Source organism: Bartonella krasnovii, assembly GCF_003606345.3.
Taxonomy (GTDB): Bacteria; Pseudomonadota; Alphaproteobacteria; order Rhizobiales; family Rhizobiaceae; genus Bartonella; species Bartonella krasnovii.
In genome coordinates this window covers 93307-119593 of record NZ_CP031844.2, presented here as the reverse complement: position 1 = coordinate 119593, position 26287 = coordinate 93307, and the positions used below count along the sequence as shown (strand labels likewise).

Below are 26287 nucleotides of genomic sequence, written 5' to 3'. Positions count from 1 at the left end.
CACGATCTTCCCACTAAAATATTCAGCTCTCAAAATTGTGTAATAATATAACATTTTATTGACAAACGTTATATTATTACATAGTTATCTAAAATAATAAGCAAATATGGTATAAGTTATGAATCTGCACTTTAAAAAGACAACATTAGGCTATGGGAATAGAATAGCGATCAAAGGTTTTTCAGCAAAATTAAAAGCAGGTTCATTGGTCGCAGTCACAGGTGATAACGGTGCTGGAAAATCAACATTGCTAAAAGCCATTGCTGGGTTGATTAAACCTCTTAAAGGTAAAGTTATAAAGCCGAAAAACAGTCGGATCGCTTATCTTTCTCAGCAATGTGATATAGATCAAACATTTCCAATTGATGTGAAAACACTTGTAAGAACAGGACTATGGTCTTTTTGTGGATTATGGAAAAACCAGCGCCCTTATGAGTCTAAGATTCAGAATGCGCTTGAAATGGTTGGGCTCACAGCACTTGCTAGCCGTTCGCTTGAAACATTATCAGGTGGGCAATTACAACGCGCTCTTTTTGCACGTATCATCGTACAAGATGCTGATATTATATTGCTTGACGAGCCTTTCAATGGTATCGATCGCAATACTCAAAAAGACCTTCTTACACTGATCACGTACTGGCAACAGCAAGGACGCACAGTTCTCACAGCACTCCATGATCCTCTTGTCGTGCGAGAGTTTTTTCCTCAAATGATTCAAATTAATCAACAAAACGCTTTTTATGGAGAAACAACACAGTTTCTCGACAATACCATTCACCCCATTATGTCCCCTCTCACCGCTAACCCTTTGTGTATTAGTGCACGAAAGCGCCTCCTTCCTATTAATGACTCTCTCTTTCTTAGGCTATAAGACGTGTATGCATTTTTTCTTGCCCCCTTTGTTGATTTCCACTTTATGCAAAATGCCCTTATCGGCTCAATCCTTCTCTCTATGAGTGCTTGTCCTGTTGGTGTCTTTTTGATGCTTCGTGGAATGAGCTTAACAGGAGATGCTATATCCCACGCTATTCTTCCTGGTGTTGCAACTGCTTTTCTTATTTGCGGCTTTTCACTCATATCTATGACACTTGGCGGTATTTTCGCCGGCCTTATTGTTGCTTTAGCAACCATTTTAATTTCACGAAATAGCTTTCAGAAAGAAGATGCATCCATGACTGTTTTTTATCTTATTGCACTTGCAGCAGGTGTCATTATTATCTCACTGAAAGATTCAACCATTGAACTGCTTCATCTCTTATTTGGATCAGTTTTAGCAATTGATACACAGGCTCTTTGGTTGATCACTATCATAATGCTGATCACACTCTGCTGCCTTTTTATTTTTTGGCGTGCACTTGTCTTAGAAAGCTTTGACCCTCTCTTTTTTAAATCACTCTCTCCATTGAGTAAATATATTCATATTTCATTGCTTGGACTTGTGGTGTTGAATCTGGTTGGAGGCTTTCAGTCGCTTGGAACATTACTTTCCGTTGGCATTATGATGATTCCAGCGATTACAGCCCGTTTTTGGTTTTCACGCTTAGGCCCTATTTGTGTGCTTTCCATTCTTTTTGGAATCATTTCTAGCGTATGTGGTCTTCTGCTTTCTTTTCATCTCTCACTGCCCTCTGGCCCTGCTATCATCATTGCCGCAGGATTTATTTACCTTGCTTCCTGCCTCATAAGCCCACGCGGTTTTATTGTAACATGGTTTCCCCACCTTTTTTATACTTCCTCACTTTAAAGAAAAAAAGATGCCTAAATTTACTCAAAAATTTGTTCTGCTGAGTGCTTTATTGTTTGCCCTTTCTCCCTTTCCTGCTTCTGCACACAATAAAATAAAAGTTGTTGCAAGCTTTTCTATTCTTGCAGATTTAGTAAAAAATGTAGGAGGCAATAATATCTCTATAACCACTTTTGTGGGACCTAATGCGAATAGCCATACTTATGAACCCACCCCTCATGATGCTCAAGCTCTTAAAAATGCTCAGATTATCTTTATCAATGGACTTCATTTAGAGGGATTCATTGACCGCCTTATCACAGCAAGTGGGACAAGAGCACTCCTTGTCGAGGTTAGTGCTAACATTCCCTCCCTCAAAATGAAAAATCAAGAACATGATACCCATCACCATCATCACAACGTTATTGATCCACATGCTTGGCAAACAATTCCCAATGCCGAAATCTATGTGAAGAATATCGCTGTTGCTTTTTGTAAAATTGATCCACAATCTTGCACTCAATACAATAAAAATGCCGAAACCTACATCAAAAAGCTTAAAACAGCACAAGATGCCCTAAAAACAAAAATTGCCACAATCCCTAAAGATAAACGTGTCATTATTACATCTCATGACGCTTTTGGCTATTTTGCCAAAGAATATGGCTTCACTATCTTAGCCCCCCAAAGCGCTTCAACAGAAACTGAAGCAACCGCAGCTGATGTTGCTAAACTTATCAAACAAATTAAAGCAAATAAGGCAGCAGCTTTGTTCGTTGAAAATATCTCTAATCCTCGTCTCATAAAACAAATTTCAAAAGAAACAGGTTTAAAAATTGGTGGAACCCTTTATTCTGATGCATTGTCAAACGAAAATGGCCCTGCTGCAACTTATCTCGATATGATGGAGCATAATGTGAATACTATCATTGATGCCATCACAAAACATTAAAAAATATTTTTATAGAAGGAAACTTATATCCTATAAATTAAAGTCATAAGTGGAGTTGTTATTTCATGGTGTCCAAGCCGCGAGTATTATTATTCTATTTTCCAATGTTTCTTTTGCTATAATTCTCAACACGTAAATTAATTCATAAAAAGCATTTTAATTCTTTCTTAATAGTTTTTTATCCGCATGGCTCTCTTCGCTTATAACGGAAAACAAATGATTTTTATGAGTTCAACATGAAACAGATTTGGAATGGGAAAATCTTATGGTATTTGGAATTTTCTCACTCAACATACAAAACCGTGAATTATCATTATAAATCAATATGCTGCCGTTAAGCAGAGCGTCCCTATTTTATACAAGGCATTCAGAACATTGTCGCGTTTTTAAGGATAAAATGGATTTTTTATATCACCCATCAAAGCTGAGATATGGGGGATTTAGTGCCACCATTTGTGAGTAGTTTTCTCTCTTTATTTTTCTTATTCATTCTTTATAAAAGACATAAATTATCGCCTCAGGGAAAATTAATAACATATTGTTTTTATAAATAAATCTCATTTCAAAATGAAAGAAAAAATGGTTTGTAAATAGTTATTACCTATTGATGTGTTCTACAATGAAAAAACTTTATTATATTCGAAAATAATATTCTTCTTATAGAATGTAAAAAGATAAATTTCCTTCATATGAGCATTTCGACATTCTCACTATTATGTGACAATGAATCATTACAAAAACTTTTAATTTTTTAATCTCATCGGTACACGTTGATTTTATGAATGTAATAGAGAGCGCTAAAAACACAACACTATCATGATGATGCATAAAAGAAAGTCTTGTCACATCAATTAATGTTTACTTATTCCTTGTACGCTTTCCAGTGTTTTTGTTAAAGGTATGAAAATCTTGATGAGCTACAGTGAAACTTAGTTTTTGACCATAGTCGTGTGTCAAACGTTCTTTAATTTCAATCGTAAAAATGAGATCATTCCAACGTGTTAAAACATGGCAACCTGTTCCGATCGGCTTTATAAGCTCAATTTTTGTGTGGAAAACAGGTCCTTTATCTGGGTGTTCACCCAATAAGACTATTTCAGGTCTGAAAGCTAAAAAATCCGTTTCTTCGCTATAAGAAAATGAATGCCCTAAATGTTGTTCTAAGACATGACGATCAAGAAAATTCATAGGAGGAGAACCAATAAAATCAGCAACAAATATGGTTGCTGGAGTATCGTAAATTTCCATTGGTGTTCCAATTTGCTCGATAGCTCCTTTATTCAAAACGACAATTCTATCGGCTAATGTCATAGCTTCTAGTTGATCATGGGTAACATAGACGCTGGTTGTTCCTAATGAACGCTGTAGCGTTTTTATCTCAATACACATCTGTGCCCGTAATTTTGCATCAAGATTGGAAAGAGGTTCATCAAAGAGAAAAACACGGGGTTGACGTACAATTACACGTCCCATCGCAACACGCTGGCGTTGTCCTCCTGATAATTGTCGCGGTTTACGATCAAGAAATGGCTCTATCTCCAAAAGCTTTGCAGCATGTGCAATGCGTTTTTTTATTTCTTCTTTAGGCGTTTTACGATTTTTAAGACCATATTCTAGGTTTCCGCGAACTGTCATATGGGGGTAAAGGGCATAATTTTGAAAAACCATCGCAATATCACGATCAGCTGGCTCACGATCATTGATTCGTTCGTTATCAATACACAGTTCACCTGAGGTAACTTGTTCAAGTCCTGCAATAATACGTAACAAAGTTGACTTTCCGCATCCTGAAGGACCAACAAGAACAAGAAGTTCTTTATCAGCAACAGTTAAGTTTAAGTCATCAATGACCATAATGCCGTTGTCATACTGTTTTTTTATATTTGATAACTGGATTGTGGCCACAATTATTTCTCCGTTTCAATAAGGCCTTTGATAAAAAGCCGTTGCATGAAGACAACAACAAGAACAGGTGGTACCATGGCAACGACCGATACTGCCATAAGGATATTCCATTGAGGATCATGTTGTAGTGATTCAACAATAAGCTGTTTTAAAATAATAAGGACTGTTTGATGATTTTGATCCGTTGTTATGATAAGAGGCCAAAGATATTGTATCCATCCATAAATGAACATAATGATAAATAAAGCAGCGATATTGCTTTTGCTGAGAGGAAGGAGAATATCCTTAAAAAATTTAAATGGTCCTGCACCATCAACACGTGCTGCCTCTAAGAGTTCATCAGGAACAGTCAAAAAAAACTGGCGAAATAAAAATGTAGCGGTTGCGGATGCAATAAGTGGGATAATCATTCCACTATAGGTGTCGATCATCCCCAATTTCGCGACAACCTCATAGGTTGGAAGAATACGAACTTCGACAGGCAGCATCAATGTAACAAAAATAAGAGCAAAAGCAGTTTTTCGGAAGGGAAAACGCATGTAGACAATTGCATAAGCAGACAAAAGTGAAATAATAATTTTGCCAATGCTAATCCCTAGAGCCATAATGAGTGAATTTATTAAGAGGGGCCAGAGGTTAGGGAGACCAAGCTGTGAAAGGCCATCCCCAAAAATTGTTTTATAGTTTTCCAGAGCATATTTCCCAGGTAAAAGAGGAAGTATTCCCGCATTAAATGCCGCTGAACTATGGGTTGATGCAATAATAGCAACATAAACTGGAAAGAAAATAATGATAATACCAACAATAAGAGTGATATGAGTTAGAAATTTAAGAACAGGGCGATTTTCAACCATAATTTTCAGCCATAATTTGTTTTCTAATATTGTACACGACGTTCAATCCAACGAAACTGGATAAACGTTAAGACAATAACCATCAACATCAATATTGTTGATTGTGCTGCTGACGTACCGATTATTTGATTTTTAAAGCCATCGTCATATATCTTATAGACGAGAATGTTTGTTGCGCGCGCAGGACCTCCAGAAGTTGTGTTATCAATAATACCAAAAGTGTCAAACATAACATAATTGATATTGATGATAAGAAGGAAAAATGTTGTTGGTGAAATTTGCGGAAAAACAACAGTCCAAAATCGTTTAAAGGGACCAGCACCATCAATGGCTGCTGCTTCTATTTGAGAATGCGGAATAGACTGAAGACCTGTAAGAAAAAAGAGAAAATTGTAAGAAATTTGTTTCCAGCTAGCCGCAATGACAATCAAAATCATCGCTTGAGTGCCATTAATACGATAATTCCATAGCACCCCTACTTTCTCGAGAAGAAAAGGAATAATCCCAATGGCGGGATGAAAGATAAACAGCCATAATATGCCGGCCAATACTGGCGCAACAGCATAAGGCCAGAGCAAAAGCATTGTATAAGCCTTTTTTGCACGAACGACACGGTCAACACAGACAGCCAAAAGAAGTGATATTGTCATTGAAACGACAGTAACTGAGATGGAAAATACTACAGTTGTAAGAAGTGATTGTCGATAAGTAGGATCAGAAAGAACGGTTAAATAATTTTCAAAACCAATAAAGGTTGTTGTAAAGCCAAAAGGATCTTCACGCTCAAAGGACGATTTTACAGCTTGAGCAGCAGGCCAAAAGAAAAACAAAAAAGTCACAAGAAGTTGAGGAAAAAGTAATCCGTAAGAAAGGAGACTCTTTTTAAAATATGCGTGTTTTTCTTGCATTCGTAGGGCTCTTTAAATGTAGAGACTTTAAAAAGGTAAACAAAAAGGACTCAACTGTTTTTGTTGAGTCTTTTATATTTAACAAAAAAACGAAATTAATGATTGGATTTTTCAAACTCACGCAAGAGTTTATTTCCACGTTCAACGGCCTCATCTAAACCATCTTTCGGTGTTTTTGATCCCCTAAGAACCGCTTCAAACTCTTGATCAAGAATGGTACGGATTTGTGGTAAATTACCAAATCTTATCCCTTTCGAGTTAACTGTCGGTGGATTAAGATTGATCTGTTTGATAGCGATATCAGCCCCTGGCGTTTTTTCATAGAAATGTTGTTCTTTGCTCAATTCATAAGTTGCTTTTGTCGTTGGAAGATAACCTGTCCCTTGATGCCATTTTGCTTGATTTTCCGTTTTTGAAAGAAACTTAAGAAAAGCTGCTGCTCCAGCATATTCTTTTGGGGTATGACCCTTCAACGCCCAAATAGAAGCTCCCCCAATAACTGAATTTTGCGGTGCGCCTTCTACATCCTTATAATACGGTAGCATACCAACGCCCACATTAAACTGAGCTTCAGAAACAATTCCAGCATGTGATCCTGAAGATTGCATAAACATTGCACAATTTTGTGCCATAAACATTGGTGTTGAATCTAACGCACCAGCAGGACCACCATAGTGGAAAATACCTTGATCAGACCATCTTTTCAGGTCTGTCCACATACGTACTTGTAAAGGTCCATTAAATGTAAGCTCTGAATCAAGTCCTTTAAAGCCATTTTCTTTCGTCCCAAAAGGAACGTTATGCAACGCTGAAAAATTTTCTATCCCAATCCATTGAGCTGCATAAGCCATTGTAAAACCACACGTTGCGGCCTTAGTCTCAAGAATTTTTTTAGAAAAATCTTCTATATCTTGCCATGTTTTAGGAGGCTGTTCTGGATCAAGTCCTGCTTTTTTAAAGATATCTTTGTTATAATAAAGGATTGGTGTTGAAATATTGAATGGCATAGAGATCATATGCCCCTGTTCATCGGAGTAATAACCGCTAATAGCAGGGAAATAATCTGTAGGATCGAATTCTTGTTTTGTATCAGCCATAAGTTGATAAAATGGATAGACCGCACCCTTTGCAGCCATCATAGTTCCAGTACCAACATCATAAATTTGTGCAAGCACGGGCTGTTTCTTTCCACGAAACGCTGCAATAAGTGCAACCAACCCCTCTTCATATTCGCCGCGAAATGAAGGCACAACTTTATACTCAGATTGACTTGCATTAAAATCATTAATGAGACTTTCAGTTTGCTTTCCTAATTCACCACTCATAGAGTGCCAAAAGCTGATTTTTGTCTGCGCAAAACTCGCTGTCACTCCCGCTGTGGACGTTATGATAGCAACCGTGGCCGCTATGAAAAGATAAAAACGACTCATGGTTCACCCTTTCTGAAGTGATGAAATACAAACTACCCCTGGATTTATAGTATTATACATGAATATGCTATGACAGTTTTATTTCAGAAATATATCTTTTCATTTAAACAGGAACCACCAAAAGGTCAAATGAATTTGTTTAGATTTATTCTTTTTCTATTATAAGCCTTCTTATGTATGAACGAGATACGCGTTTATAATGAGCTAAAAAAGTGAGGTGATTTATGACTTAAATAAATAAGTAAATAGGTAAAAAGGCATAGATCGTAAATGTCATTTAATGACTTTTGAAATATCTATAATATCTGGATTTCCTTTTTTAAAAAAATAATTGTTTATTCTTTTATTATTTGCCTTATAATTTTCGGCTTATAAGCTTAAAATGATGTTACGACTGAATTTCACGAAGAGACAAATAGAAGTTCTCTTAAAATGAAGAAAATTATTTTGAAACGCTTAAGCGTTTCCCTCCCTGTAATGGAATCATATCCCTCATGTAAAACAAAACGATATTGTATGACCAATTTTCATGCTGTAAAAAAGTCTTTTCATACATCTACATTCCATGATCGCTCCTATGCAAAATAAGTCATAAAGCCTCTTCGCTAAAGTATATAAGGATTTTGTATGCCATCATCTTTACATTTTATAAAAGTGCGAAACGGCGTCATTATATGATGCCTCTAATGCTCCAATAAAGCTTTTTTTAAGAGAGTTTTAAAAGTATTTTTTCTCAACAGCTTTTTATCACCCCACCAACCCCACTTGTAATATGCAAGCAAATGATTTTAGTTGATCATTGTAAAAAAATCTCTTGATATTAAACGCTCTCACTTAATATAAAAGGTGTTTAACTATCATTAAAAATCAACGTGTTATCATTTTTCAAAAGAAAATACTTCCTGCTTTCTTCCATTACACTGGCTTTATAAAAATACAGAGATTTTATAGAAATATATTTTTTACCTTTGTGCACGCAATTGTAATGCAAGATCAGGTTGATCTGTCGTAATATAATGTACTGGCATATTAAGCCAATGTGATAATCGAGCTTTTCCGTTGATTGTCCATACCCCTACAGTAAAACCAGTTTCAAGAGCTGCTTCAATAAAATCCTGTGAGACAATGGAACCATCTAAACTTAAATCAGAGTAACCCAATTGTTTCCATTCAGAAAAATGACGATCCATATCATCTTCAACATGGTCAACACATGGACCAGATGGTATTCCTGCTTCAATAAAAGGACGAAGGATCAAAGGATCAAAACTAATGGCAGAAACCCGTTCTGTTAAGTTTCGATTTTTTATGAGTGCAAGCGCTTTTTGAGATAAGATTGTTTCACGCTCCACTTCACCACATGTTTTGATTTCAAGATGCAAGCCAACATTGGTTGGACCTAAAAGATCAAGTACCTCTTCTAGCAGAGGAGGTGCTTCTTGGCTTCCTTTCACGCAGAGTTGTTTGCGTGTTTCATTATCAATATCGTGAATATATCCCTTTTTGCCAACCAATTGATCTAGACGGAAATCATGAAAAACAACCACCTCACCACTTTTCAGCAAATGAACATCACATTCAATCTCATCAACGCCTAACGCTATAGCGTTAATAAATGCTGAAAAGGTATTTTCAGGATAAAGATGCGCTCCACCACGGTGTGCAACAATTTTTTTCTCAGACATGCAAAATTTCACACTTCTCAATTTTAAAGGACCATAGTTTAAATAATATTGGCTCTCAACGATATTAGTGTATAGATTTTCAAAAGGCTTATTCCTATGAACGAGCACAATTATTTTTTAAGATTTTTTCTACATTTTTCTAAATATCAAACCCTCAATCATATTTTATTCTTAAAAAGCTTATCCTTCATTTCAATTATTCCCATTCAATGGTCCCAGGAGGCTTTGAGGTTACATCATAAACAACACGATTAATCCCTCTAACTTCATTAATAATGCGTGATGCTGTCTTACTTAAAAATGCCATATCATAGGGATAAAAATCAGCGGTCATTCCATCGACAGATGTGACAGCGCGAAGCGCACAAACAAATTCATACGTGCGACCATCCCCCATCACTCCGACAGTCTGGACAGGAAGAAGAACAGCAAAAGCTTGCCAAATTTCATCATAAAGATCGGCTTTACGAATTTCCTCAAGATAGATAGCATCTGCTTCACGTAAAATTTCTAATTTTTCACGGGTCACAGCCCCTGGACAGCGAATTGCAAGACCTGGACCTGGAAAAGGATGGCGACCAATAAACTGCTCAGGTAAGCCTAACTCTCGTCCTAGCAAGCGAACCTCATCCTTAAAGAGCTCACGCAACGGTTCTACAAGTTTCATATTCATCTGTTCTGGTAAGCCCCCCACATTATGATGGCTTTTAATGGTGACCGATTCACCAATAGCAGAAACACTCTCAATAACATCTGGATAAAGTGTTCCCTGTGCTAAAAACTCTGCACCTCCTATTTTTTTAGTTTCTTCTTCAAAAACTTCAATAAAAAGGCGCCCTATCGTTTTGCGCTTTTTCTCTGGATCTGTCTCACCTTCTAAAGCATTAAGAAATATATCAGCAGCATCAACGTGAATAAGCTCTATGTTATAGTGATCGCGAAATAATGTAAGAACTTCCTGCGCCTCATTCTTACGCATTAATCCATGGTCAACCAAAATGCATGTCAATTGATCTCCTATGGCTTCATGAAGAAGCACTGCTACAACAGAAGAATCCACTCCTCCTGAAAGACCGCAAATCACTCGACTTTTCCCGACTTTTTGTCGTATTGTCGCAACAGCCTGCTCACGATAAGAAGCCATTGACCAATTGCCTTTAATCGCAGAGATCTTATGAATAAAATTTTGTAAAAGTTTTGTACCGTCCGGTGTATGGATCACTTCAGGATGAAACTGTACTGCATAAAAATGTCTTTTCTCATCAGCAATAGCCGCATAGGGAGCTCCTTTTGAAGTTCCTATGACACGAAAACCTTCTGGTAAAGCTGCCACACGATCACCGTGACTCATCCATACTTGATAACGAGAACCCTTTTCCCACACTCCATCAAAAAGGGCACTCTCCTCTTGGATTTCTAAAAAAGCACGACCAAATTCACGCTCATGGCCAGCTTCAACCTTTCCTCCAAGCTGAACACACATAACTTGCTCCCCATAACAAATACCAAGAATCGGAATACCAGACTCAAAAATTTCTATTGGAGCACGCGGGGAGCCTTCATCAATAACGGAATAAGGACTGCCTGATAAAATAATAGCTTGAGGATTTATGCGACGCACGGCTTCTAAAGCCAATTGAAAAGGAACAATTTCACAGTATACCCCCATTGCTCGAACTCGTCGCGCAATGAGTTGTGTAACTTGTGAACCAAAGTCAATAATAAGAACAGTGTCTGGATGTGATATGCTCATAAAAAACCAATCAACAATTGTAAAAAAGAGAACTCATGAGAGTTATGATTCAATCTTTCTCTTTGCACAAGCCTGTTTTCTTAAGAAAAAGATTATTCTCGTAAAATTTACGATAAAAAATGAAAAAATATGGATCAATGTTTTTTTTGCAAGATAGATAAAAAGAACCCATCTGTCTGTGTTGTTGCAGGTGATAACGTCAGTCCATAATTGGAAAAGACTGGTTGTACAGGCGGAGAACTAAAATGTGTCTGCCAAAGTGTCTGCATATCTATTGGAGAAAAATGAGCATGTTGTTGAAGAAAATGGGAAATTTGTTCCTCATTTTCATCTGCAAAAAGAGAACAGGTAATATAGACTAAGCGCCCATTTGGCTTAAGATAATCTATCGCCGCATTCAAAATCGCCCTCTGTTCTGTTTGGCGTTGTTTTACCTGCTCTAATGTTAAGCGCCATTTCGCATCTGGACGACGACGCCATGTTCCTGTCCCACTACAGGGTGCATCTAACAAAACTCTATCCATCTGGCCTATTAAAGACTTCAATTCTTCTTTTTGTACTCGTGTTTGTACATTACGAATACCAGCGCGTCGAAGACGATCAAAAATAGGCGCTAGGCGTGCCTTATCAGAATCATAAGCATAAATTTGCCCACGATTGTTCATATCGGAAGCTAAAGCTAATGTTTTACCACCAGCACCGGCGCAATAATCTAACACCTGCATGCTTTCTTTAGCTTCCACAAGATGAGCAACAATTTGAGACCCTAAATCCTGTATTTCAAAGTGCCCTTTTTGAAAAGCTGGTTCCACTTGAACATTGGGATGGCGATCAAATTTTTCAATCGGCGCAACTCTTAAGGCTTGCCGAAACCATGAAAACGATTGAAGTTTAGTTTTTGATAGCTCTTTCAGCACTTTTTCTGGCGTTGCCTTTAGGCTATTGACCCGTAGGTCTAAAGAGGGACGCGTTGCTAGCGCAGCAGCTTCCACGATCCAGTTATCACCAAATAAAGGATAAAGATGTGCTTGGCACCATTGAGGAATATCACCACGAATATAGTCCGGTGCATCCACTAGTTGCCGCTTTTGCCAAGATTTGCGCTGTTTATCCCCTAATAACTGCGGTGCAAACCGATCTCCTTCTAATGTACTATCAATTTGCTCCAGCGTCATTTTTCCTGTATCTAATAAGGTAGCAAAAACAATATCCCGAATCTCATCACTCTCCATACGCCATTGTAAAGAATATCGTCGTCTTAAAACATCATAAACGATTGTACCAATGGCGGCACGATCACTTGCTCCAGCAAAGCGATGAGAAAGCCCCCAATCCTTTAAAGCTTCTCCTACGGGACGATGCCTCATTTCTATCTCTTTGAGAACATCTATTGCTGCTTGCAAACGCCCACCTAATCGCATTCACTTCTCCCATTAAAATAATAAAACCCTAAACCGTTTTAAAAATAATATTATCTTCCTATTGCCAATGAAACCTTCTCAAAGCCATCAAAAATTTACATTCACTTTTAAAATAATCTGAGCATACTTCTTGATAAGACCCCAATTAGTGTATCTAGATTTTTCCTTTTATTTTCTGCCCATTGGCTTTTTATCCTTCTAAAATACATAAAATCCTCTTACGCTAAAAAATCCGATATCTTCCATCTTGAAAATATAATCCTTCTGAAAAAGGAGAAAAAACCTTCTAACAAGATGAGATAAGTTCATCTGACTCTCAACAAAAAATTAACTTTTTAAAAAATGCTTGGAACCACTATTTGGCATGACCGTTTTCACTATACTGGCAACTGCCAGATAATTTAAAAGGAGAAAATAATGACTTATAATAATGGAAAAACAACTTCATCTAAAAGTCGTCACAATACAACGCCCTCAAACAATGGAAAGAAATCCGTCCAAAGTGATCAGGCAAACACTCGCCAACGTACGTCAAAGGTGGGACGCAAAACAACAAAAAGTTAATTCTAACTTTATATAATTTACTTCACATAGTCCTAACAGAAAGAATTAGAGTTTTAGTCTCTAATTCTTTCCTTTTCTGGATTATTACACCAAACAAAAACCAGAAAAAAGAACCTTCTCTCTTCCTTGATCTCGGAAGATTTTACATCCATGCAATACGACGTTAAGCTCTTATTCCTTCAAACTGGGCCTCGATAGTTTGGACTCTCCCGTGTGATCGAAACATCATGCGTATGGCTTTCATGGAGGCCCGCATTAGTAATACGAACAAACGTTGCTTTTTTACGAAACTCTACGAGGTCTTTTGCCCCAACATAACCCATCGAAGCACGCAGCCCACCAGCAAGCTGATGGAGCACTGATGCTATAGGACCTTTATAGGCCACTTGACCCTCTACACCTTCAGGAACTAACTTCAACTCATCACGAACGTCATCTTGAAAATAGCGATCTGCTGATCCTCGTGCCATAGCACCAACAGATCCCATACCGCGATAGGCTTTAAAAGATCGACCTTGATAAAGATAAACTTCACCAGGACTTTCTTCTGTCCCCGCTAAAAGAGAACCGATCATTGCTGCACAAGCCCCCCCCGCTAAAGCTTTAGCAAAATCACCCGATGCTTTGATCCCGCCATCCGCAATGATGGGGATATCCGCTTTTTCAGCAACTTCTGCAGCATTCATAATAGCTGCAAGTTGAGGAACACCAACGCCAGCAACAATACGCGTTGTACAAATAGAGCCAGGACCAATACCAACTTTTACCGCATCTGCACCACTGTCAATCAATGCTTGCGTTGCTTGAGCGGTCGCGACATTCCCAGCAATAACAGCTGGAGAGGAAGCCATCTTTTTAATCCGTTCAACAGTTTCTAGCACACGCTGAGAATGTCCATGCGCTGTATCAATCACCAACACATCAACACCTGCGTCAATGAGACGTTCAGCACGTTCAATGCCATCATTCCCAACACTACTAGCCGCTGCAACACGCAAGCGCCCTTGAGAATCTTTAGCCGCGTTTGGATTTAATTTTGCTTTTTCAATATCCTTAACTGTTATCAGACCGACACAACGATTTTGTTCATCCACAACCAATAGTTTTTCAATACGATGATGATGTAAAAGATATTTTGCTTCATTGAGTTGAACATTTTCACGCACTGTGATCAAATTCTCATGCGTCATTAATTCATAAATTTTTTGTTTTGGATCCGATGCAAAACGAACATCCCTATTGGTCAAAATACCAACAAGCCGTCCAGCAGTCTCACCTTTAATACTATTTTCAACAACCGGAATACCTGAAATGCCATGAAAGCGCATCAAAGTTTTCGCTTCTTCAAGGGTTGCATCAGGTCCAATTGTAACTGGATTAACAACCATACCAGATTCAAACTTTTTTACTTGGCGGACTTCTTCTGCCTGCTCTGCAGGAGACATATTACGATGAATAACCCCAAGACCACCAGCTTGAGCCATAGCAATTGCTAAACGCGATTCTGTTACCGTATCCATTGCAGCGGAAAGTAATGGCAAATTGAGCTTAATATCAGCTGCAATACGCGTCCCAAGATCCACTTGACTAGGCATAACAAGAGAATGACCTGGCTGTAAAAGTACATCATCAAAAGTCAGTGCCAATGCCCCTGTTCCCGTTTCAACAATCTTTGCCATAGCAAAATTCCTTTTATAATAAAATATTATAACAAAACACCGCAAGAAGTTTTAAAATACAACTGCGGTTCTCATAGGGTAGATTGGCAAAAAATTATGCCATGCTACAAACAAAATGAAAAGAAAAATAAATATCTTTTTTAAGTGTGGTTTATAAAAATTTACAATTGTGATTCAATCGGTAACCAACTTATTATTTTTGCAAATGCGCGACGCCAAAAATTGCTTTCTGGCTCATAATCAATGCTATATTTTTTTTCATTTTCAATAAAATCCCAATAAATACGATTATCCTTACCAAGACGAAGATGATAGCTCATTTCGCCCGTCGTTTCTTCACAAAACAACAAATCTAGCCTTGCTGTAATGGGAGCACATTCAAAAAGAATGCCCATTTCTGTATTGAGCGCTGCTGATCTGGGATCAAAGTTTAAAGATCCAATAAAAGCTGTTTTACGATCAACTAAAAAAGCTTTGGCATGTAAACTTGCCTTACTCGATCGAAACAATCGTAACCCATGGGAATTGCCTTCTGCTTTTAATTCATAAAGCTTAACACCACTTTTTAACAATGCCTTACGATACGGGACATAACCACCATGCACTAATGCTACATCAGTCGCGGCCAAAGAATTTGTGAGAATTTTGACATCAACACCTTTTGAAACCAAATTACTAAAATTCTGCGTTCCAACTTTACCAGGAACAAAATAAGGTGAAGTAATTTGAACTGTATTTTGGGCATTTCCAATAACCTTTGAAAGGGCCTTCATAAGCCAATTGCTCGCTTTTTTACGCAATGCTTTTTCTGGAGGGTCAGAAAGAACAACAACTTTATCAGCTAAAAATAACCGCTTTCCTGTCTGGATAAAACAATCAAAGTTAATGTGCTCCTTGACATAATCTAAATAAACTTTTGCAACCTTAGAATCCCGAAATTTTCGTAGTTTATCCTTCCAATAGCTAAGATCGCTTGCGCCTTTAGGAATAACCAAAGTATGAATTGGCAAAACAACAGCACTATTCCAAAAATCATCAAAAATACTTTCTACCTTTTTAACGGAGGGACCGATTAACATCAAATCTAAATCTCGAAAATGAGATTCTTCAGCAGCATCAAAATAAGAATCTGCAAGATTACGTCCTCCTACAAAAGCGACTCTGCCATCAACAATAAAAGCTTTATTATGCATTCTACGTGTTACAGTAATTGCCCGTAATATAATCTCTAAACCGCGGCGTAAACCACCTTTACGCGATCTCCCTGGATTAAATACTCTCACCTCAATATGAGGATGTTTATCCAGTGCAATATAAGCTGGATCACGTGCCTGAGCGTTAATATCATCCAACAGCAATCGCACCCGAACGCCCCGATCAGCAGCCTCAACTATTTCACTTAATAATAAACGCCCCGTTAAATCATCGTCCCAAATATAATACATCAGATCAAGGCTACGTCCAGCTTCTGCCGCACCTATTGAACGAACACAAAATGCATCTAAATTGCTGATGATGAGGGAAAGAGCATCTTTATTAACCCCCAAACCATTTTCTTTCTCAGCCAATTGACTAACGATACGATCAAGCTTGGTTTCATCCTTCTGAATAGGCAATGCATAAGAAGATTCTCCCCTAGCACTTTTTACAAAACGCCCATAGGTGTAAATTGCCAACATAGATGCAATAAAAAAAAAGAGAATAAAACCAATAATAATCTGTAAAAGAGTCAAAGAAGATAAACTTTCTATTTTTAAGCTATCGCATCACCCGTGATACGAACCATAATACTTAATCATTTTATTTTAACTGTATAGCAGATAAAATGCCACTTCTTGCTTAAAAGAGTATAAATTTAATTCTATGACGTAAAAATTTTAGCTGTAATATTTAAAAGCTTAAAAAATATTTCTCAGCTTTAATAAATGTATAAAATGAAACAAACAATAAAATGGCCCAATAAAATTTATAATAAATGATTGCTTTCTTTTAAACTCCTCCCACTAACTTTATCAAAAGCCCTTCTACTTTTTTGAAAATAATGCTTATCATCAAAAGATGATTTATTATGAGTTTTACTTTTGATCTTGATTTCTTATCGCTTTTAATTCTTCCATTTTTCTATAAAGTGTAGAGCGACCAATATGAAGGCGGCGCGCAATTTCACTCATATGTCCCTTATAATGTTTAACCGCTTTCTCAATAATATCATGTTCCATCTCTGCAAAAGTACGCACATGCCCATCAGTATTCAAAAATTGTATAGAATCTTGCTCTTTATCTTCTTGCATATTACCCTCAATGATATTTGGAACATTCATTAATGAACTTCCCATTAATTGGGGAAAATCTCGAACAGTTAATAACGGTCCTTCACTGAGTAAAATCGCACGAAATAGAAAATTTTCAAGCTCATTTCTATTGCCAGGCCAATCATACTGCATAAGCAAGGAAAGAGCTGACCCTGCTAAACCATGGACATGTGATCGTCCTGTTTCTGTTATGATGCGATCGATCAAGCGTTGTGTAATCTCTGGAAAGTCATCCCTTAATTCTCGTAAAGCGGGAACGCTAATTGATAGATGAGAAAATTGCTCAAACAAACTATGCAAAAAACAGTTCTCTTTAACCAAATCCTTTAAACGCGATGTTGAAATAGCAATGATCCGAAAAGGAAAAAGTTCTCCTTTTGTATCCTTTTCCCTTTCTTTAAGATAATGAGCAAACCGTTTTTGCTGTATGGGTTCAAGCCGATCAATATCACAAAGGCAAAGTGTCCCATTTTTAAGTGAAGAAACGAGGGGGAGAAATTCTTTAAACCAATGCTGATTTTCTTCTTCTGGATCAACAATCGCTGAACATTGAAAACGAATAAAATCACCCTTTGAGAATAAACCTTCATGATGAATAATCCGAGCTAAAGTCTCACGACCTGTTCCAATTTCACCCTCTATCAAAAGATTCTGTGAAGTCGTTGCTGCTGTTCTGGATTGCTCTAAAACGATCTGCATCGTTTTACTTTTTATGCAAAGGTCCGAAAAACATAAATGATTCTCTTTCTTTCGCCGAATATCTCGAACCTCATGCTCTAAAGCAGAAATAAGGGCAAGAATATCTAAAGTAACTCTTACACGTAATAATGTTACTGGATGAATCCAATAGTCAATAGCTCCAGCTGTTAAAGCTTTCTGAAGTAAATCCTGATTCTCTTGTTGTGCTATCACAACAATAGGAACAGAAACACCAGCAACTCTAATCATTTTAATCAAATCACTTACACTCAAATCACTCATAACAACATCAAGGAGTGCAAGCACAATGTTTTTACGTCTGTGTAAAAGATCAATTGTACGGAGGCCATTTTCTGCTTCAATGACACGGTAACCAAAACCTCGGAGCATAGCAGAAAGCTCTATACGCCTTCCATAATCTTCACTCGCAACAAGAATGGGACCAACCATAATGTCAATAATCTCCTTTGAGACTACTCAGCAGCTTAATGTAAAAATTGTTGTAAACCATAAGAAATATTTCACCTCTTGTGTTTCACTTGCACATTTCATCAAGCTGTTAATTAAATACAACATTAAGGCATTTTTTTCTATTTTTTTGCTTTTTCATTGATTTTTATCAAATTTTTCATATTGACTCATGGCTCAATTTAATAACTTTATAGAAAATAGAGAGCAAAATAACCTAAATTAGAGTGAAATAAATGAAACATACCTATCATATTTTATGTCTTACAATCATCGCTTTGCTATTAAGTGCCTGTGGATTTTCACAATATTATAACCCTAATATGTCAACTGGAATTGATGGAAAATGGGTTGATGAGAATGGTATTATTTCTTCTTTCCACAATGGCGTTTTTGAAACGCGTGCAGCAGATACAAAAGAAAAACTATCAGAAGGGGTATATAATTATCTCAATGCCCAAAATATAGAAATTGAAATACGCTCTATTCTCCGTGGAACAATTTCTAGAGTCAATTGTACAATGTCATATGACGCCACACAACTTCTCTGCACCTCACATACAGGAGCGCAGTTTTTCCTTAAGCGGAAATCTTCAACAAAGTAAAAGTAAAGCTTCTCTTAACCTAAGAACAGATGGAGCTCATGCATCAAACAGGAGGTGATCCTTTCTCCTCCTGATAGAAAATCCCCTCTAAAATATGCAAAAAGACTGATATAATCTCTATCCGTAGAATTTTCTAAACATGAAAAATGCGTAGAACAATCATTCTTTTTTTCACAAAAGATCAGCAAAAAGCTCCTTCACAATAAAATCATGACTTTGTATCGTTCCATCTATTTTAGCCTAAAATAAACATTTTATCTGATAGGGAACTTTAATCTAAGCAGCACCGATGCGCAAAAGATCATGAAAATGAACAATTCCTATCGGTTTTTTATCCTCAACCACGAAAAATGCACCAATATGATGATCATTAATAAAAGCCATTGCTGCACCAACAAGTGTATTTGGCTTTACAACTTTAGGCTCTTTGGTCATCACCTCATCAACATTAAATTTTGATAAATTAAAATGAATATTCCGAGCCAGATCACCATCGGTTACAATTCCAATGAGTTCACCTTTTGAGTTGATAACACCAACACAACCAAAATGTTTTTCTACCAAAACATTCATAGCTTCAGTCATAGCTGTTCCCTGCATAACCAAAGGAATACAATCACCCTCGTGCATAATATCACACACGTATTTAAGGCTTGCACCAAGAGAGCCACCAGGATGATATATTTTGAAATCGGTTTTGGTAAAACCACGCATTTCTAAAAGAGAAACTGCTAATGCATCTCCCATTGCCAATTGCATAATTGTTGAAGTTGTAGGGGCTAAACCATGAGGGCAGGCCTCTTCTATCTTTGGTAATAAGAGAACAATATCAGCTTGTCGCCCTAATACAGAGAGCTCACTTGATGTCATGGCAATCAGAGGGATACGAAAACGGGCTGCATAACTCATAATGCCACTTAATTCTTGCGTTTCACCAGACCATGATAAAGCAAGAATCACATCATCAGATCCAATCATACCAAGATCACCGTGATTGGCTTCTGCAGCATGAACAAAAAAAGCAGGTGTTCCAGTTGAAGCTAAGGTTGCTGCAATTTTTGTCCCGATATGACCACTTTTTCCAAGACCCGTAATAACCACATGTCCGGGAGCATTTTTAATGGTTTGAACAGCTGCTTCAAAAGAAGATGAAAGACTGCCAAGAAGAGCTGCTTCAAGGGCTTCAAGCCCTTGCTTTTCACTGGCAAATGTTTTAAGTGCCGATGCGACAGCACCCTGTAAAGCCCTATGAGGAAATGGTATTGTCATAATCAAATTCAATCAATAAAATTAAATGAGAGATCTACATCATTGTTCAACTTTAATGGTTTCTAGTAAATTTTTCAATGAGGCAGAAACATGGCTGTGCATATCAGCACGTGCCAAAGAAAAAGCAACGTTAGCTTCAACAAAACCAGCTTTAGAACCGCAATCAAAAGTGCGCCCGTCTAATTGAAAACCCCAAAAATCCTGTTCGTTTGAAAGCCTTATCATCGCATCTGTTAGTTGAATTTCATTTCCTGCTCCTCGTTCTTGAGTGGAAAGAATATTAAAAATTTCTGGCTGCAAAATATAACGTCCATTGATGTATAAATTTGATGGTGCCGTTCCAAGCGCTGGTTTTTCTACCATTTTTGTAATTTTAAAACCATTGGCAATCTGTTTGCCTTTCCCCACAATACCATATTTATGGGTTTCTCTAGGATCGCATTCTTGAACTGCTATAATATTTCCCCCTCCCGTCCTTTCATAAAGGCTTATCATCTCAGAAAGACACCCCTTTTTTGCTTGTATCAACATATCAGGTAATAACAGAGCAAAAGGTTCGTCTGCAACCAATTCACGCGCGCACCAAAGCGCATGCCCTAACCCCAGAGGTTTCTGTTGCCGCGTAAAAGAAGTTGTCCCTGGCAACGGCTGTAAACGGTATAAATGCGCCAAATCTTCTTTTTTTCCACATTCAGCAAGCCTTGTATATAATTCAACTTGCGCATCAAAATAATCCTCAATGACTGCTTTATTGCGTCCAGTCACAAAAATAAAATGCTCAATGCCAGCTTCCCGAGCCTCATCCACAACATATTGAATAACAGGCTTATCAACAACTGTTAGCATTTCTTTAGGAACAGTTTTTGTTGCAGGAAGAAAACGTGTACCAAGACCGGCTACGGGGAATACTGCTTTCCGAATTTTATGCAAACTCACCCTCCTCAATGAATTCATATAATCTTTTTATTTATCATATGTTTTTATGAAATGGTAAAAAAGATATCTTATTGTTTTGATTATCCTTATAATGGGCAATCAAGAATGTAAAAGAGAATATGAGAATTTATTGAAAGAATTAAACAAATTATTTGTTGCAGTTTTTTTCTCTTCTTGATCATATTATCAATTAAACTAAATACAAAATAGAGTTATTGCACACCTAACAAATTGAATATTAATGGGGATTTCAAAATGCAAAAAACAGAATTGAAGACTTTTTCTTTTTTAGAGGGGTCAATAAACCGGAGAATGCTTATCACTGGCTTTCTCATTCTTTTGTCTGCTTTTTTAATGTTTTTTGCATCCTTTGCATATGCTGATAGCGGATTTAAGCACTGGATTAAAGAATTTAGAAAGACAGCTATTGCTCACAATATTACCCCCTCTACGTTTCATATGGCTTTTAAAGGTGTTAATACCATTGATCCAGCAGTTTTAAAAAGTGCCGCCTATCAACCGGAATTTGTTGCGCCCTCATGGAATTATTTTGATAATCGTGTCCATGATATCGCAATTGCGGAAGGACGGCGCCAAGCAAAAAAATGGAATAAATGGCTTCTTCAAATTGAAGAACGTTTTGGTGTTGATCGCAATATTCTGCTTGCTATTTGGTCAATGGAGAGCAATTATGGGAAAATTTTAGCCAATAAAAGTGTCATGCGTGATGCTATTCGCTCGCTTGCAACCTTAGCCTACGCCGATAAAAAACGTGCAAAATATGCCCATACACAACTGATTGCTGCTATGAAAATTCTACAAAATGGTGAAATTAAACGCTCTCAACTCACTGGATCTTGGGCTGGCGCTTTGGGACATACCCAATTTATTCCAAGCAGTTATCTCACCTATGCTGTTGATATGGACAAAGACGGACGGCGTGATATCTGGACCTCTGTTCCAGATGCTCTGGCTACTGCTGCTAATCTTCTCCACAAAAATGGCTGGCAACCACAGCTTATTTGGGGAGTAGAGGTGAAAGTTCCCCAAGGAAAAAATCTTCCCAATGGCTGGTATTCCTTTGAACAATGGAAAAAATTAGGTATAAAATGCGCCAATGGGCATCCTCTTCCTCCATTAGTCGAACAAGCAATATTAAAATACCCAGATGGAGCCAGAGGACCTGTATTCTTAGTCACAAAGAATTTCTTTGTTCTAAAACGTTATAATAATGCAGATCGTTATGCTTTGGCTGTTGCCCTTCTTGCTGATCGTATTGCTGGACATCCTGGATTAGTCAATGATTGGCAAAGACCTTTTCAACCCCTTACCTTCCAAGAATGCAAAGAATTGCAATCTCGCTTAAGTGCACTGGGCTATTATAAAGGAAATATTGATGGAAAAATCGGAACAGCCTCCCGCAAAGCAATTAAAGCTTTTCAGCTCCGTCATGGTTTAAAAACAAATGGATATCCATCATCTCAAGTGCTTTTTCTCCTTCGTAAACAATAATGGAGAGTTAAGGTTTTGTCTCTTTTTCGTCTAATATACTTGATGTTCTTGCTGTTTTTACTTTCTATTGTGGGGATCATACAGCCCTCCCCAAGTCAAGCAACCAACTTCTTCAAATGGTTGTCACAACAAAACAAACAGGCACAACAATCTCCGCAAATTATAGAACAAAGAATAGACAGACCGAGAAAAAAAATCGTAACACAAAAAAACATACAAAAACTGAAAAATGAGAATTCAAAGCGCATTCTTGTCATAGGGGATTTTGCAGCTTCTGCTGTTGCCGATGCCCTTAAGAAGTTTTTTGCCGATAATAGCAATATCGTTATCATGAACAATACAATGCCGGCTTCCGGTCTCGTGCGAACAGATTATTATTCTTGGCAAAACAACATTTCTAAACTTATTGAGCAAAATAACCCCGATGTTATTATCATGATGATCGGTGCAAATGACAATCAACCCATAACAGACTCTTATAGCATCATTAACACAGATCAGTCAGAATGGATGCGCATCTACAAACAAAGAATTATCGAAATTACTGAAAGTCTTCATGCCTCTGGAAAATCATGGATATGGATAGGTCAGCCTTCTTTTGGAAATGACACTTTGACACAAAAAATGAAAATTCTTAATGCGCTCTACAAACAAGAAACAGAAACAGCCGGAGGATATTTTCTCGATATCTGGAGCGGTTTTATTGATGAAGAAGGAAACTTTTCTTTTTCAGGCTATAATATTCATGGAAAAATAGCCAAATTACGCACCAATAATGGCATTCATTTCACTTCTGAAGGAAAGGAAAAACTTGTATCTTATTTAGAAAAACCATTGAAAAACATTTTAAATTTTCATGCCTTTTCTCATGACGGATCATCCTCAACGGATCAAACACTTCAAAAGCTTATACAAGAATCAGAGAAACAAGAGCCAAGTGAGATGATGCGTCAACCTCCGATGAGCCTCAATGATATCGTACAACAAAATACCCACCTTTTAGGCAGAAGAAAATCAAGTTTTATAAAAAAATCATGGTTTCCGCCAAATGGGCATCAAAAAGATCGCGCTGATAATTTTTCTTCCCCATAATATCTGTTTAAAATACAAAATCTCATTTTCCCCATAAAACGAAAAGCAAATAAGATAGAAACGGCATGGTTAACACCATGCCGTTATAGCTTATAGTCCACGTTTATTCATCATTGCCTCTGGTAAAGGCATCCGTCCCCGAAAAGCTTTATACAGTTCCTCTGGATCGCGGCTTCCTCCAGCAGAATAAATAAAACGCTTTAAAAGATCAGCGAGCTCTGAATTAAAGGCATCACCTGTTTCTTCAAATGCTTGAAAAGCATCAGCATCAAGTACTTCCGACCACATATAAGAATAGTAACCAGCAGCATAACCATCCCCTGCAAACACATGCATAAAATGTGAGGGGCGATGACGCATAATAATTGTATCAGGCATTTGCAATTTTTCTAATTCTTTATGCTCAAAAATTGTTGGATCCGTAACTGTTTCTCCTTGGTGGAAAGCTATATCCACGAGAGCTGATGAGATAAATTCAACCGCAGAAAATCCCGCATTAAATGTCTGCGCCGCTACAACTTTATCAATCAACTCTTGGGACATTGGATGCCCTGTTCTTACATGTATAGCATAAGATTTTAATATCTCTGGTACAGTTAACCAATGTTCATAAAGTTGAGAAGGCAGTTCAACAAAATCACGTGAAACAGATGTTCCCGCTACAGAGGGCCATGTAACATCCGAAAGCAAACCATGTAATGCATGCCCAAATTCATGGAAAAGTGTCCGTGCATCATCAAGTGATAAAAGTGCCACCTCCCCTTTAGAGGGTTTAGCAAAATTACAAATATTGTAGATAATTGGTTTTTGTCCACCATCCAATTTATGCTGCGAGCGCAATTGGCTCATCCATGCACCGGACCGTTTTGAAGAACGTGCAAAATAATCACCAATGAAATGCCCAAGTAAACTTCCATCAGATTTCTTTACTTCCCATAAACGTGCATCAGGATGCCAAAGTGCAACAGTGTTTTTTTCTTCAAATGTAATGCCAAAGAGTTTTTCTGCTACCCCAAAAGCCGCTTTAATCATACGATCAAGTTGAAAATAATATTTAATTTCAGCGCTATCGAAAGAAAGTTTTTCAGTGCGGAGCTTTTCAGCATAATAACGCCAATCCCAAGCCGCTAAAGATTCATTGCTGCCCAGATTGTTGGCAAAATTTTGTAATTCAATTTGCTCAGCAGAAGCCTTCGCTCTTGCGCGCTTCCATACAGGCATCAGCAAATCCATAACGGAATCAACACTTTTAGCCATGGTATTATCGAGTTTCAAATCTGCGAAAGATTTATATCCCAATAATTTAGCTTGCTCATCTCGAAGCGCAACAATCTCTAAAATAAGGGAACGATTATCATTCTTGTTATTATTTTCGCCACGTTTAGCCCAAGCTTGGAATGCAACCTCACGCAAATCACGACGATCAGAGAATTTTAAAAAAGGTTCAACAATCGAGCGTGCTAGTGTTAAAGCATAAGCTTCTTCATGGCCTCTTTCGCAGGCAATTTCCTTCATTGAAGCAATGAGATCTTCTGGTAAACCAGATAAGTCTGTTTGTTTTAGAAATAGAATCCATTCAGCTTCATCGTTTAAGACATTCTGCCCAAAAGTAGTATTTAAAAAAGCAAGTCTTTCATTAATTTCCGCAAGCCGTTTCTGAGCTTTATCGTCTAGTTTTGCACCATGACAAACGAATTTTTTCCACCATAATTCAAGAACACGTGTTGTTTCACTCTCAAATATGCCCTGCTGCGACTGTTGATAAAGTGCATCTATTTTTGCAAATATCCGTGCATCCATCATCATTTTTGAAGAATAACGGGAAAGTTTTACAACAAACTCTTGTTCGAGCTGTTGAATCAATGCATTCGTATGAGCACTAGCGCGCAAGAAAAATATTGAACAGACTCGATCAAGCGCTTTGCCACAAAGCTCAAAAGGTTGTAAAAAATTTTCAAGCGTTGGTGTTTCTTGCACCATCGCAATCGCCTCTAATTCTTCTTCGGCTTCTTGAAGTGCCTGTTCAAAAGCGGGTTTGAAATCTTCATCTCTTATAGAAGAAAAATCAGGAAGGCCGGAAAATCCTTTCCAATCCAACACTGCTGATTTTGTCATAATATTTTATGCCTCCATTATAAATTTAAGCTGCAACAATTATCTTTACGACACAAATTAATAATATACTAAGACTATTTCATGCCTTTCAACATTACCTTTCAAAGCTCTATTGAATCAGGAATATCTTTAGCTTCATGAAATCAATAAAAATAAGAGTTTCTACACTCTCAAAATTAACTGTTTTATTTATAATCAATAATTTATTATTTTTTATATTGAATGAGAAACTCGAATATCATAGGATTCTTTCATTTTAAACCATACGATATCAAAACAATAAAGATTATTTGCTCGCACATCATAAATGAATTTGCCTATTGATAAAAATACTTGAAGAAAGGCTTCATCTCTACTGTACATTTCTGTAGATTTTTTTAAAGATCGCAAAGCTGTACTAAAAAA

The 26287-nt window shown here is 37.3% G+C and carries 20 protein-coding genes; 7 read left to right on the top strand and 13 right to left on the bottom strand.

Annotated features, from left to right (window positions below; genetic code table 11):
• The first annotated feature begins 118 nt into the window (after positions 1-118).
• Genes D1092_RS00405 through D1092_RS00395 form a run of 3 tightly spaced genes read left to right on the top strand, consistent with a single transcriptional unit; the run spans position 119 to position 2675 of the window.
• Complete coding sequence (locus D1092_RS00405; protein ID WP_120121685.1) at positions 119-871, top strand: ABC transporter ATP-binding protein; 753 nt, start codon at positions 119-121, stop codon at positions 869-871.
• Positions 872-874: 3 nt separating this feature from the next.
• Positions 875-1744 carry a metal ABC transporter permease gene (locus tag D1092_RS00400; RefSeq protein WP_120121684.1) on the top strand — a complete coding sequence of 290 codons (870 nt, stop codon included), beginning with the start codon at positions 875-877 and terminating at the stop codon, positions 1742-1744.
• 10 nt (positions 1745-1754) lie between these two features.
• A complete protein-coding gene (locus D1092_RS00395) occupies positions 1755-2675 on the top strand; it encodes a metal ABC transporter solute-binding protein, Zn/Mn family (protein WP_120121683.1) in 921 nt (306 codons plus the stop codon).
• 858 nt (positions 2676-3533) lie between these two features.
• On the opposite strand, the gene D1092_RS00390 is transcribed toward D1092_RS00395, so the two are convergent.
• From D1092_RS00390 to D1092_RS00360, 7 genes are all read right to left on the bottom strand, one after another.
• Positions 3534-4580 (bottom strand): sn-glycerol-3-phosphate import ATP-binding protein UgpC, encoded by a 1047-nt coding sequence (locus D1092_RS00390; protein ID WP_120121682.1) that lies wholly within the window; start codon positions 4578-4580, stop codon positions 3534-3536.
• 2 nt (positions 4581-4582) lie between these two features.
• Complete coding sequence (ugpE, locus tag D1092_RS00385; protein WP_120121681.1) at positions 4583-5434, bottom strand: sn-glycerol-3-phosphate ABC transporter permease UgpE; 852 nt, start codon at positions 5432-5434, stop codon at positions 4583-4585.
• 23 nt (positions 5435-5457) lie between these two features.
• A complete protein-coding gene (gene ugpA / locus D1092_RS00380; RefSeq protein WP_120121680.1) occupies positions 5458-6342 on the bottom strand; it encodes a sn-glycerol-3-phosphate ABC transporter permease UgpA in 885 nt (294 codons plus the stop codon).
• A 95-nt stretch (positions 6343-6437) separates the two neighbouring features.
• Complete coding sequence (gene ugpB / locus D1092_RS00375; protein WP_120121679.1) at positions 6438-7772, bottom strand: sn-glycerol-3-phosphate ABC transporter substrate-binding protein UgpB; 1335 nt, start codon at positions 7770-7772, stop codon at positions 6438-6440.
• A gap of 962 nt (positions 7773-8734) precedes the next feature.
• The gene (locus tag D1092_RS00370; RefSeq protein ID WP_120121678.1) at positions 8735-9457 is read right to left on the bottom strand and encodes a glycerophosphodiester phosphodiesterase; all 723 of its coding nucleotides are present in this window, start codon (positions 9455-9457) and stop codon (positions 8735-8737) included.
• A 196-nt stretch (positions 9458-9653) separates the two neighbouring features.
• Positions 9654-11210, bottom strand: a complete 1557-nt coding sequence (gene guaA / locus D1092_RS00365) for a glutamine-hydrolyzing GMP synthase (protein WP_120121677.1) — start codon at positions 11208-11210, stop codon at positions 9654-9656.
• A gap of 134 nt (positions 11211-11344) precedes the next feature.
• The gene (locus D1092_RS00360) at positions 11345-12631 is read right to left on the bottom strand and encodes an RsmB/NOP family class I SAM-dependent RNA methyltransferase (RefSeq protein ID WP_120121676.1); all 1287 of its coding nucleotides are present in this window, start codon (positions 12629-12631) and stop codon (positions 11345-11347) included.
• A gap of 417 nt (positions 12632-13048) precedes the next feature.
• Between D1092_RS00360 and D1092_RS09390 the strand changes: the two genes are divergently transcribed.
• The gene (locus D1092_RS09390) at positions 13049-13195 is read left to right on the top strand and encodes a hypothetical protein (RefSeq protein ID WP_167309290.1); all 147 of its coding nucleotides are present in this window, start codon (positions 13049-13051) and stop codon (positions 13193-13195) included.
• Between the two features lie 179 nt (positions 13196-13374).
• Here the strand turns inward: D1092_RS09390 and guaB are convergent, their stop codons facing one another.
• The 3 genes from guaB to D1092_RS00345 all read right to left on the bottom strand — a co-directional run bounded on the left by guaB (position 13375) and on the right by D1092_RS00345 (position 18335).
• Positions 13375-14874, bottom strand: coding sequence for an IMP dehydrogenase (gene guaB, locus D1092_RS00355; protein WP_120121675.1), 1500 nt, complete (start codon positions 14872-14874; stop codon positions 13375-13377).
• A 161-nt stretch (positions 14875-15035) separates the two neighbouring features.
• The gene (locus D1092_RS00350; RefSeq protein WP_120121674.1) at positions 15036-16607 is read right to left on the bottom strand and encodes a phospholipase D family protein; all 1572 of its coding nucleotides are present in this window, start codon (positions 16605-16607) and stop codon (positions 15036-15038) included.
• Positions 16608-16949: 342 nt separating this feature from the next.
• Positions 16950-18335, bottom strand: coding sequence for a sigma-54-dependent transcriptional regulator (locus tag D1092_RS00345; RefSeq protein WP_148255593.1), 1386 nt, complete (start codon positions 18333-18335; stop codon positions 16950-16952).
• Positions 18336-18589: 254 nt separating this feature from the next.
• Here D1092_RS00345 and omp10 point away from each other — a divergent pair, with 254 nt between their 5' ends.
• Positions 18590-18958 (top strand): outer membrane lipoprotein Omp10, encoded by a 369-nt coding sequence (gene omp10, locus D1092_RS00340; protein ID WP_120121673.1) that lies wholly within the window; start codon positions 18590-18592, stop codon positions 18956-18958.
• Between the two features lie 276 nt (positions 18959-19234).
• On the opposite strand, the gene D1092_RS00335 is transcribed toward omp10, so the two are convergent.
• On the bottom strand, positions 19235-20227 hold the full coding sequence (locus tag D1092_RS00335) for a KpsF/GutQ family sugar-phosphate isomerase (RefSeq protein ID WP_120121672.1): 993 nt from the start codon (positions 20225-20227) through the stop codon (positions 19235-19237).
• Between the two features lie 39 nt (positions 20228-20266).
• On the bottom strand, positions 20267-21157 hold the full coding sequence (locus D1092_RS00330) for a UTP--glucose-1-phosphate uridylyltransferase (protein WP_120121671.1): 891 nt from the start codon (positions 21155-21157) through the stop codon (positions 20267-20269).
• Positions 21158-21418: 261 nt separating this feature from the next.
• Here D1092_RS00330 and D1092_RS00325 point away from each other — a divergent pair, with 261 nt between their 5' ends.
• Positions 21419-22675 (top strand): lytic murein transglycosylase, encoded by a 1257-nt coding sequence (locus tag D1092_RS00325; RefSeq protein WP_120121670.1) that lies wholly within the window; start codon positions 21419-21421, stop codon positions 22673-22675.
• Between the two features lie 15 nt (positions 22676-22690).
• Positions 22691-23767: an SGNH/GDSL hydrolase family protein gene (locus D1092_RS00320; protein WP_120121669.1), complete on the top strand. Its 1077-nt coding sequence runs from the start codon at positions 22691-22693 to the stop codon at positions 23765-23767.
• Positions 23768-23857: 90 nt separating this feature from the next.
• Here the strand turns inward: D1092_RS00320 and D1092_RS00315 are convergent, their stop codons facing one another.
• Positions 23858-25882: a M3 family metallopeptidase gene (locus D1092_RS00315; protein WP_120121668.1), complete on the bottom strand. Its 2025-nt coding sequence runs from the start codon at positions 25880-25882 to the stop codon at positions 23858-23860.
• Positions 25883-26287 lie beyond the last annotated feature (405 nt).

Bases quoted from the DNA above. Each gene is read 5' to 3' on its own strand.
- ugpB (WP_120121679.1), bottom strand. From the start codon at position 7,772: ATGAGTCGTTTTTATCTTTTCATAGCGGCCACGGTTGCTATCATAACG.
- guaA (WP_120121677.1), bottom strand. From the start codon at position 11,210: ATGAGCATATCACATCCAGACACTGTTCTTATTATTGACTTTGGTTCA.
- D1092_RS09390 (WP_167309290.1), top strand. From the start codon at position 13,049: ATGACTTATAATAATGGAAAAACAACTTCATCTAAAAGTCGTCACAAT.
- D1092_RS00315 (WP_120121668.1), bottom strand. From the start codon at position 25,882: ATGACAAAATCAGCAGTGTTGGATTGGAAAGGATTTTCCGGCCTTCCT.
- ugpA (WP_120121680.1), bottom strand. From the start codon at position 6,342: ATGCAAGAAAAACACGCATATTTTAAAAAGAGTCTCCTTTCTTACGGA.
- D1092_RS00345 (WP_148255593.1), bottom strand. From the start codon at position 18,335: ATGGTTGGTCCCATTCTTGTTGCGAGTGAAGATTATGGAAGGCGTATA.
- guaB (WP_120121675.1), bottom strand. From the start codon at position 14,874: ATGGCAAAGATTGTTGAAACGGGAACAGGGGCATTGGCACTGACTTTT.
- D1092_RS00370 (WP_120121678.1), bottom strand. From the start codon at position 9,457: ATGTCTGAGAAAAAAATTGTTGCACACCGTGGTGGAGCGCATCTTTAT.
- omp10 (WP_120121673.1), top strand. From the start codon at position 18,590: ATGAAACATACCTATCATATTTTATGTCTTACAATCATCGCTTTGCTA.
- ugpE (WP_120121681.1), bottom strand. From the start codon at position 5,434: ATGGTTGAAAATCGCCCTGTTCTTAAATTTCTAACTCATATCACTCTT.
- D1092_RS00395 (WP_120121683.1), top strand. From the start codon at position 1,755: ATGCCTAAATTTACTCAAAAATTTGTTCTGCTGAGTGCTTTATTGTTT.
- D1092_RS00405 (WP_120121685.1), top strand. From the start codon at position 119: ATGAATCTGCACTTTAAAAAGACAACATTAGGCTATGGGAATAGAATA.
- D1092_RS00335 (WP_120121672.1), bottom strand. From the start codon at position 20,227: ATGACAATACCATTTCCTCATAGGGCTTTACAGGGTGCTGTCGCATCG.
- D1092_RS00325 (WP_120121670.1), top strand. From the start codon at position 21,419: ATGCAAAAAACAGAATTGAAGACTTTTTCTTTTTTAGAGGGGTCAATA.
- D1092_RS00360 (WP_120121676.1), bottom strand. From the start codon at position 12,631: ATGCGATTAGGTGGGCGTTTGCAAGCAGCAATAGATGTTCTCAAAGAG.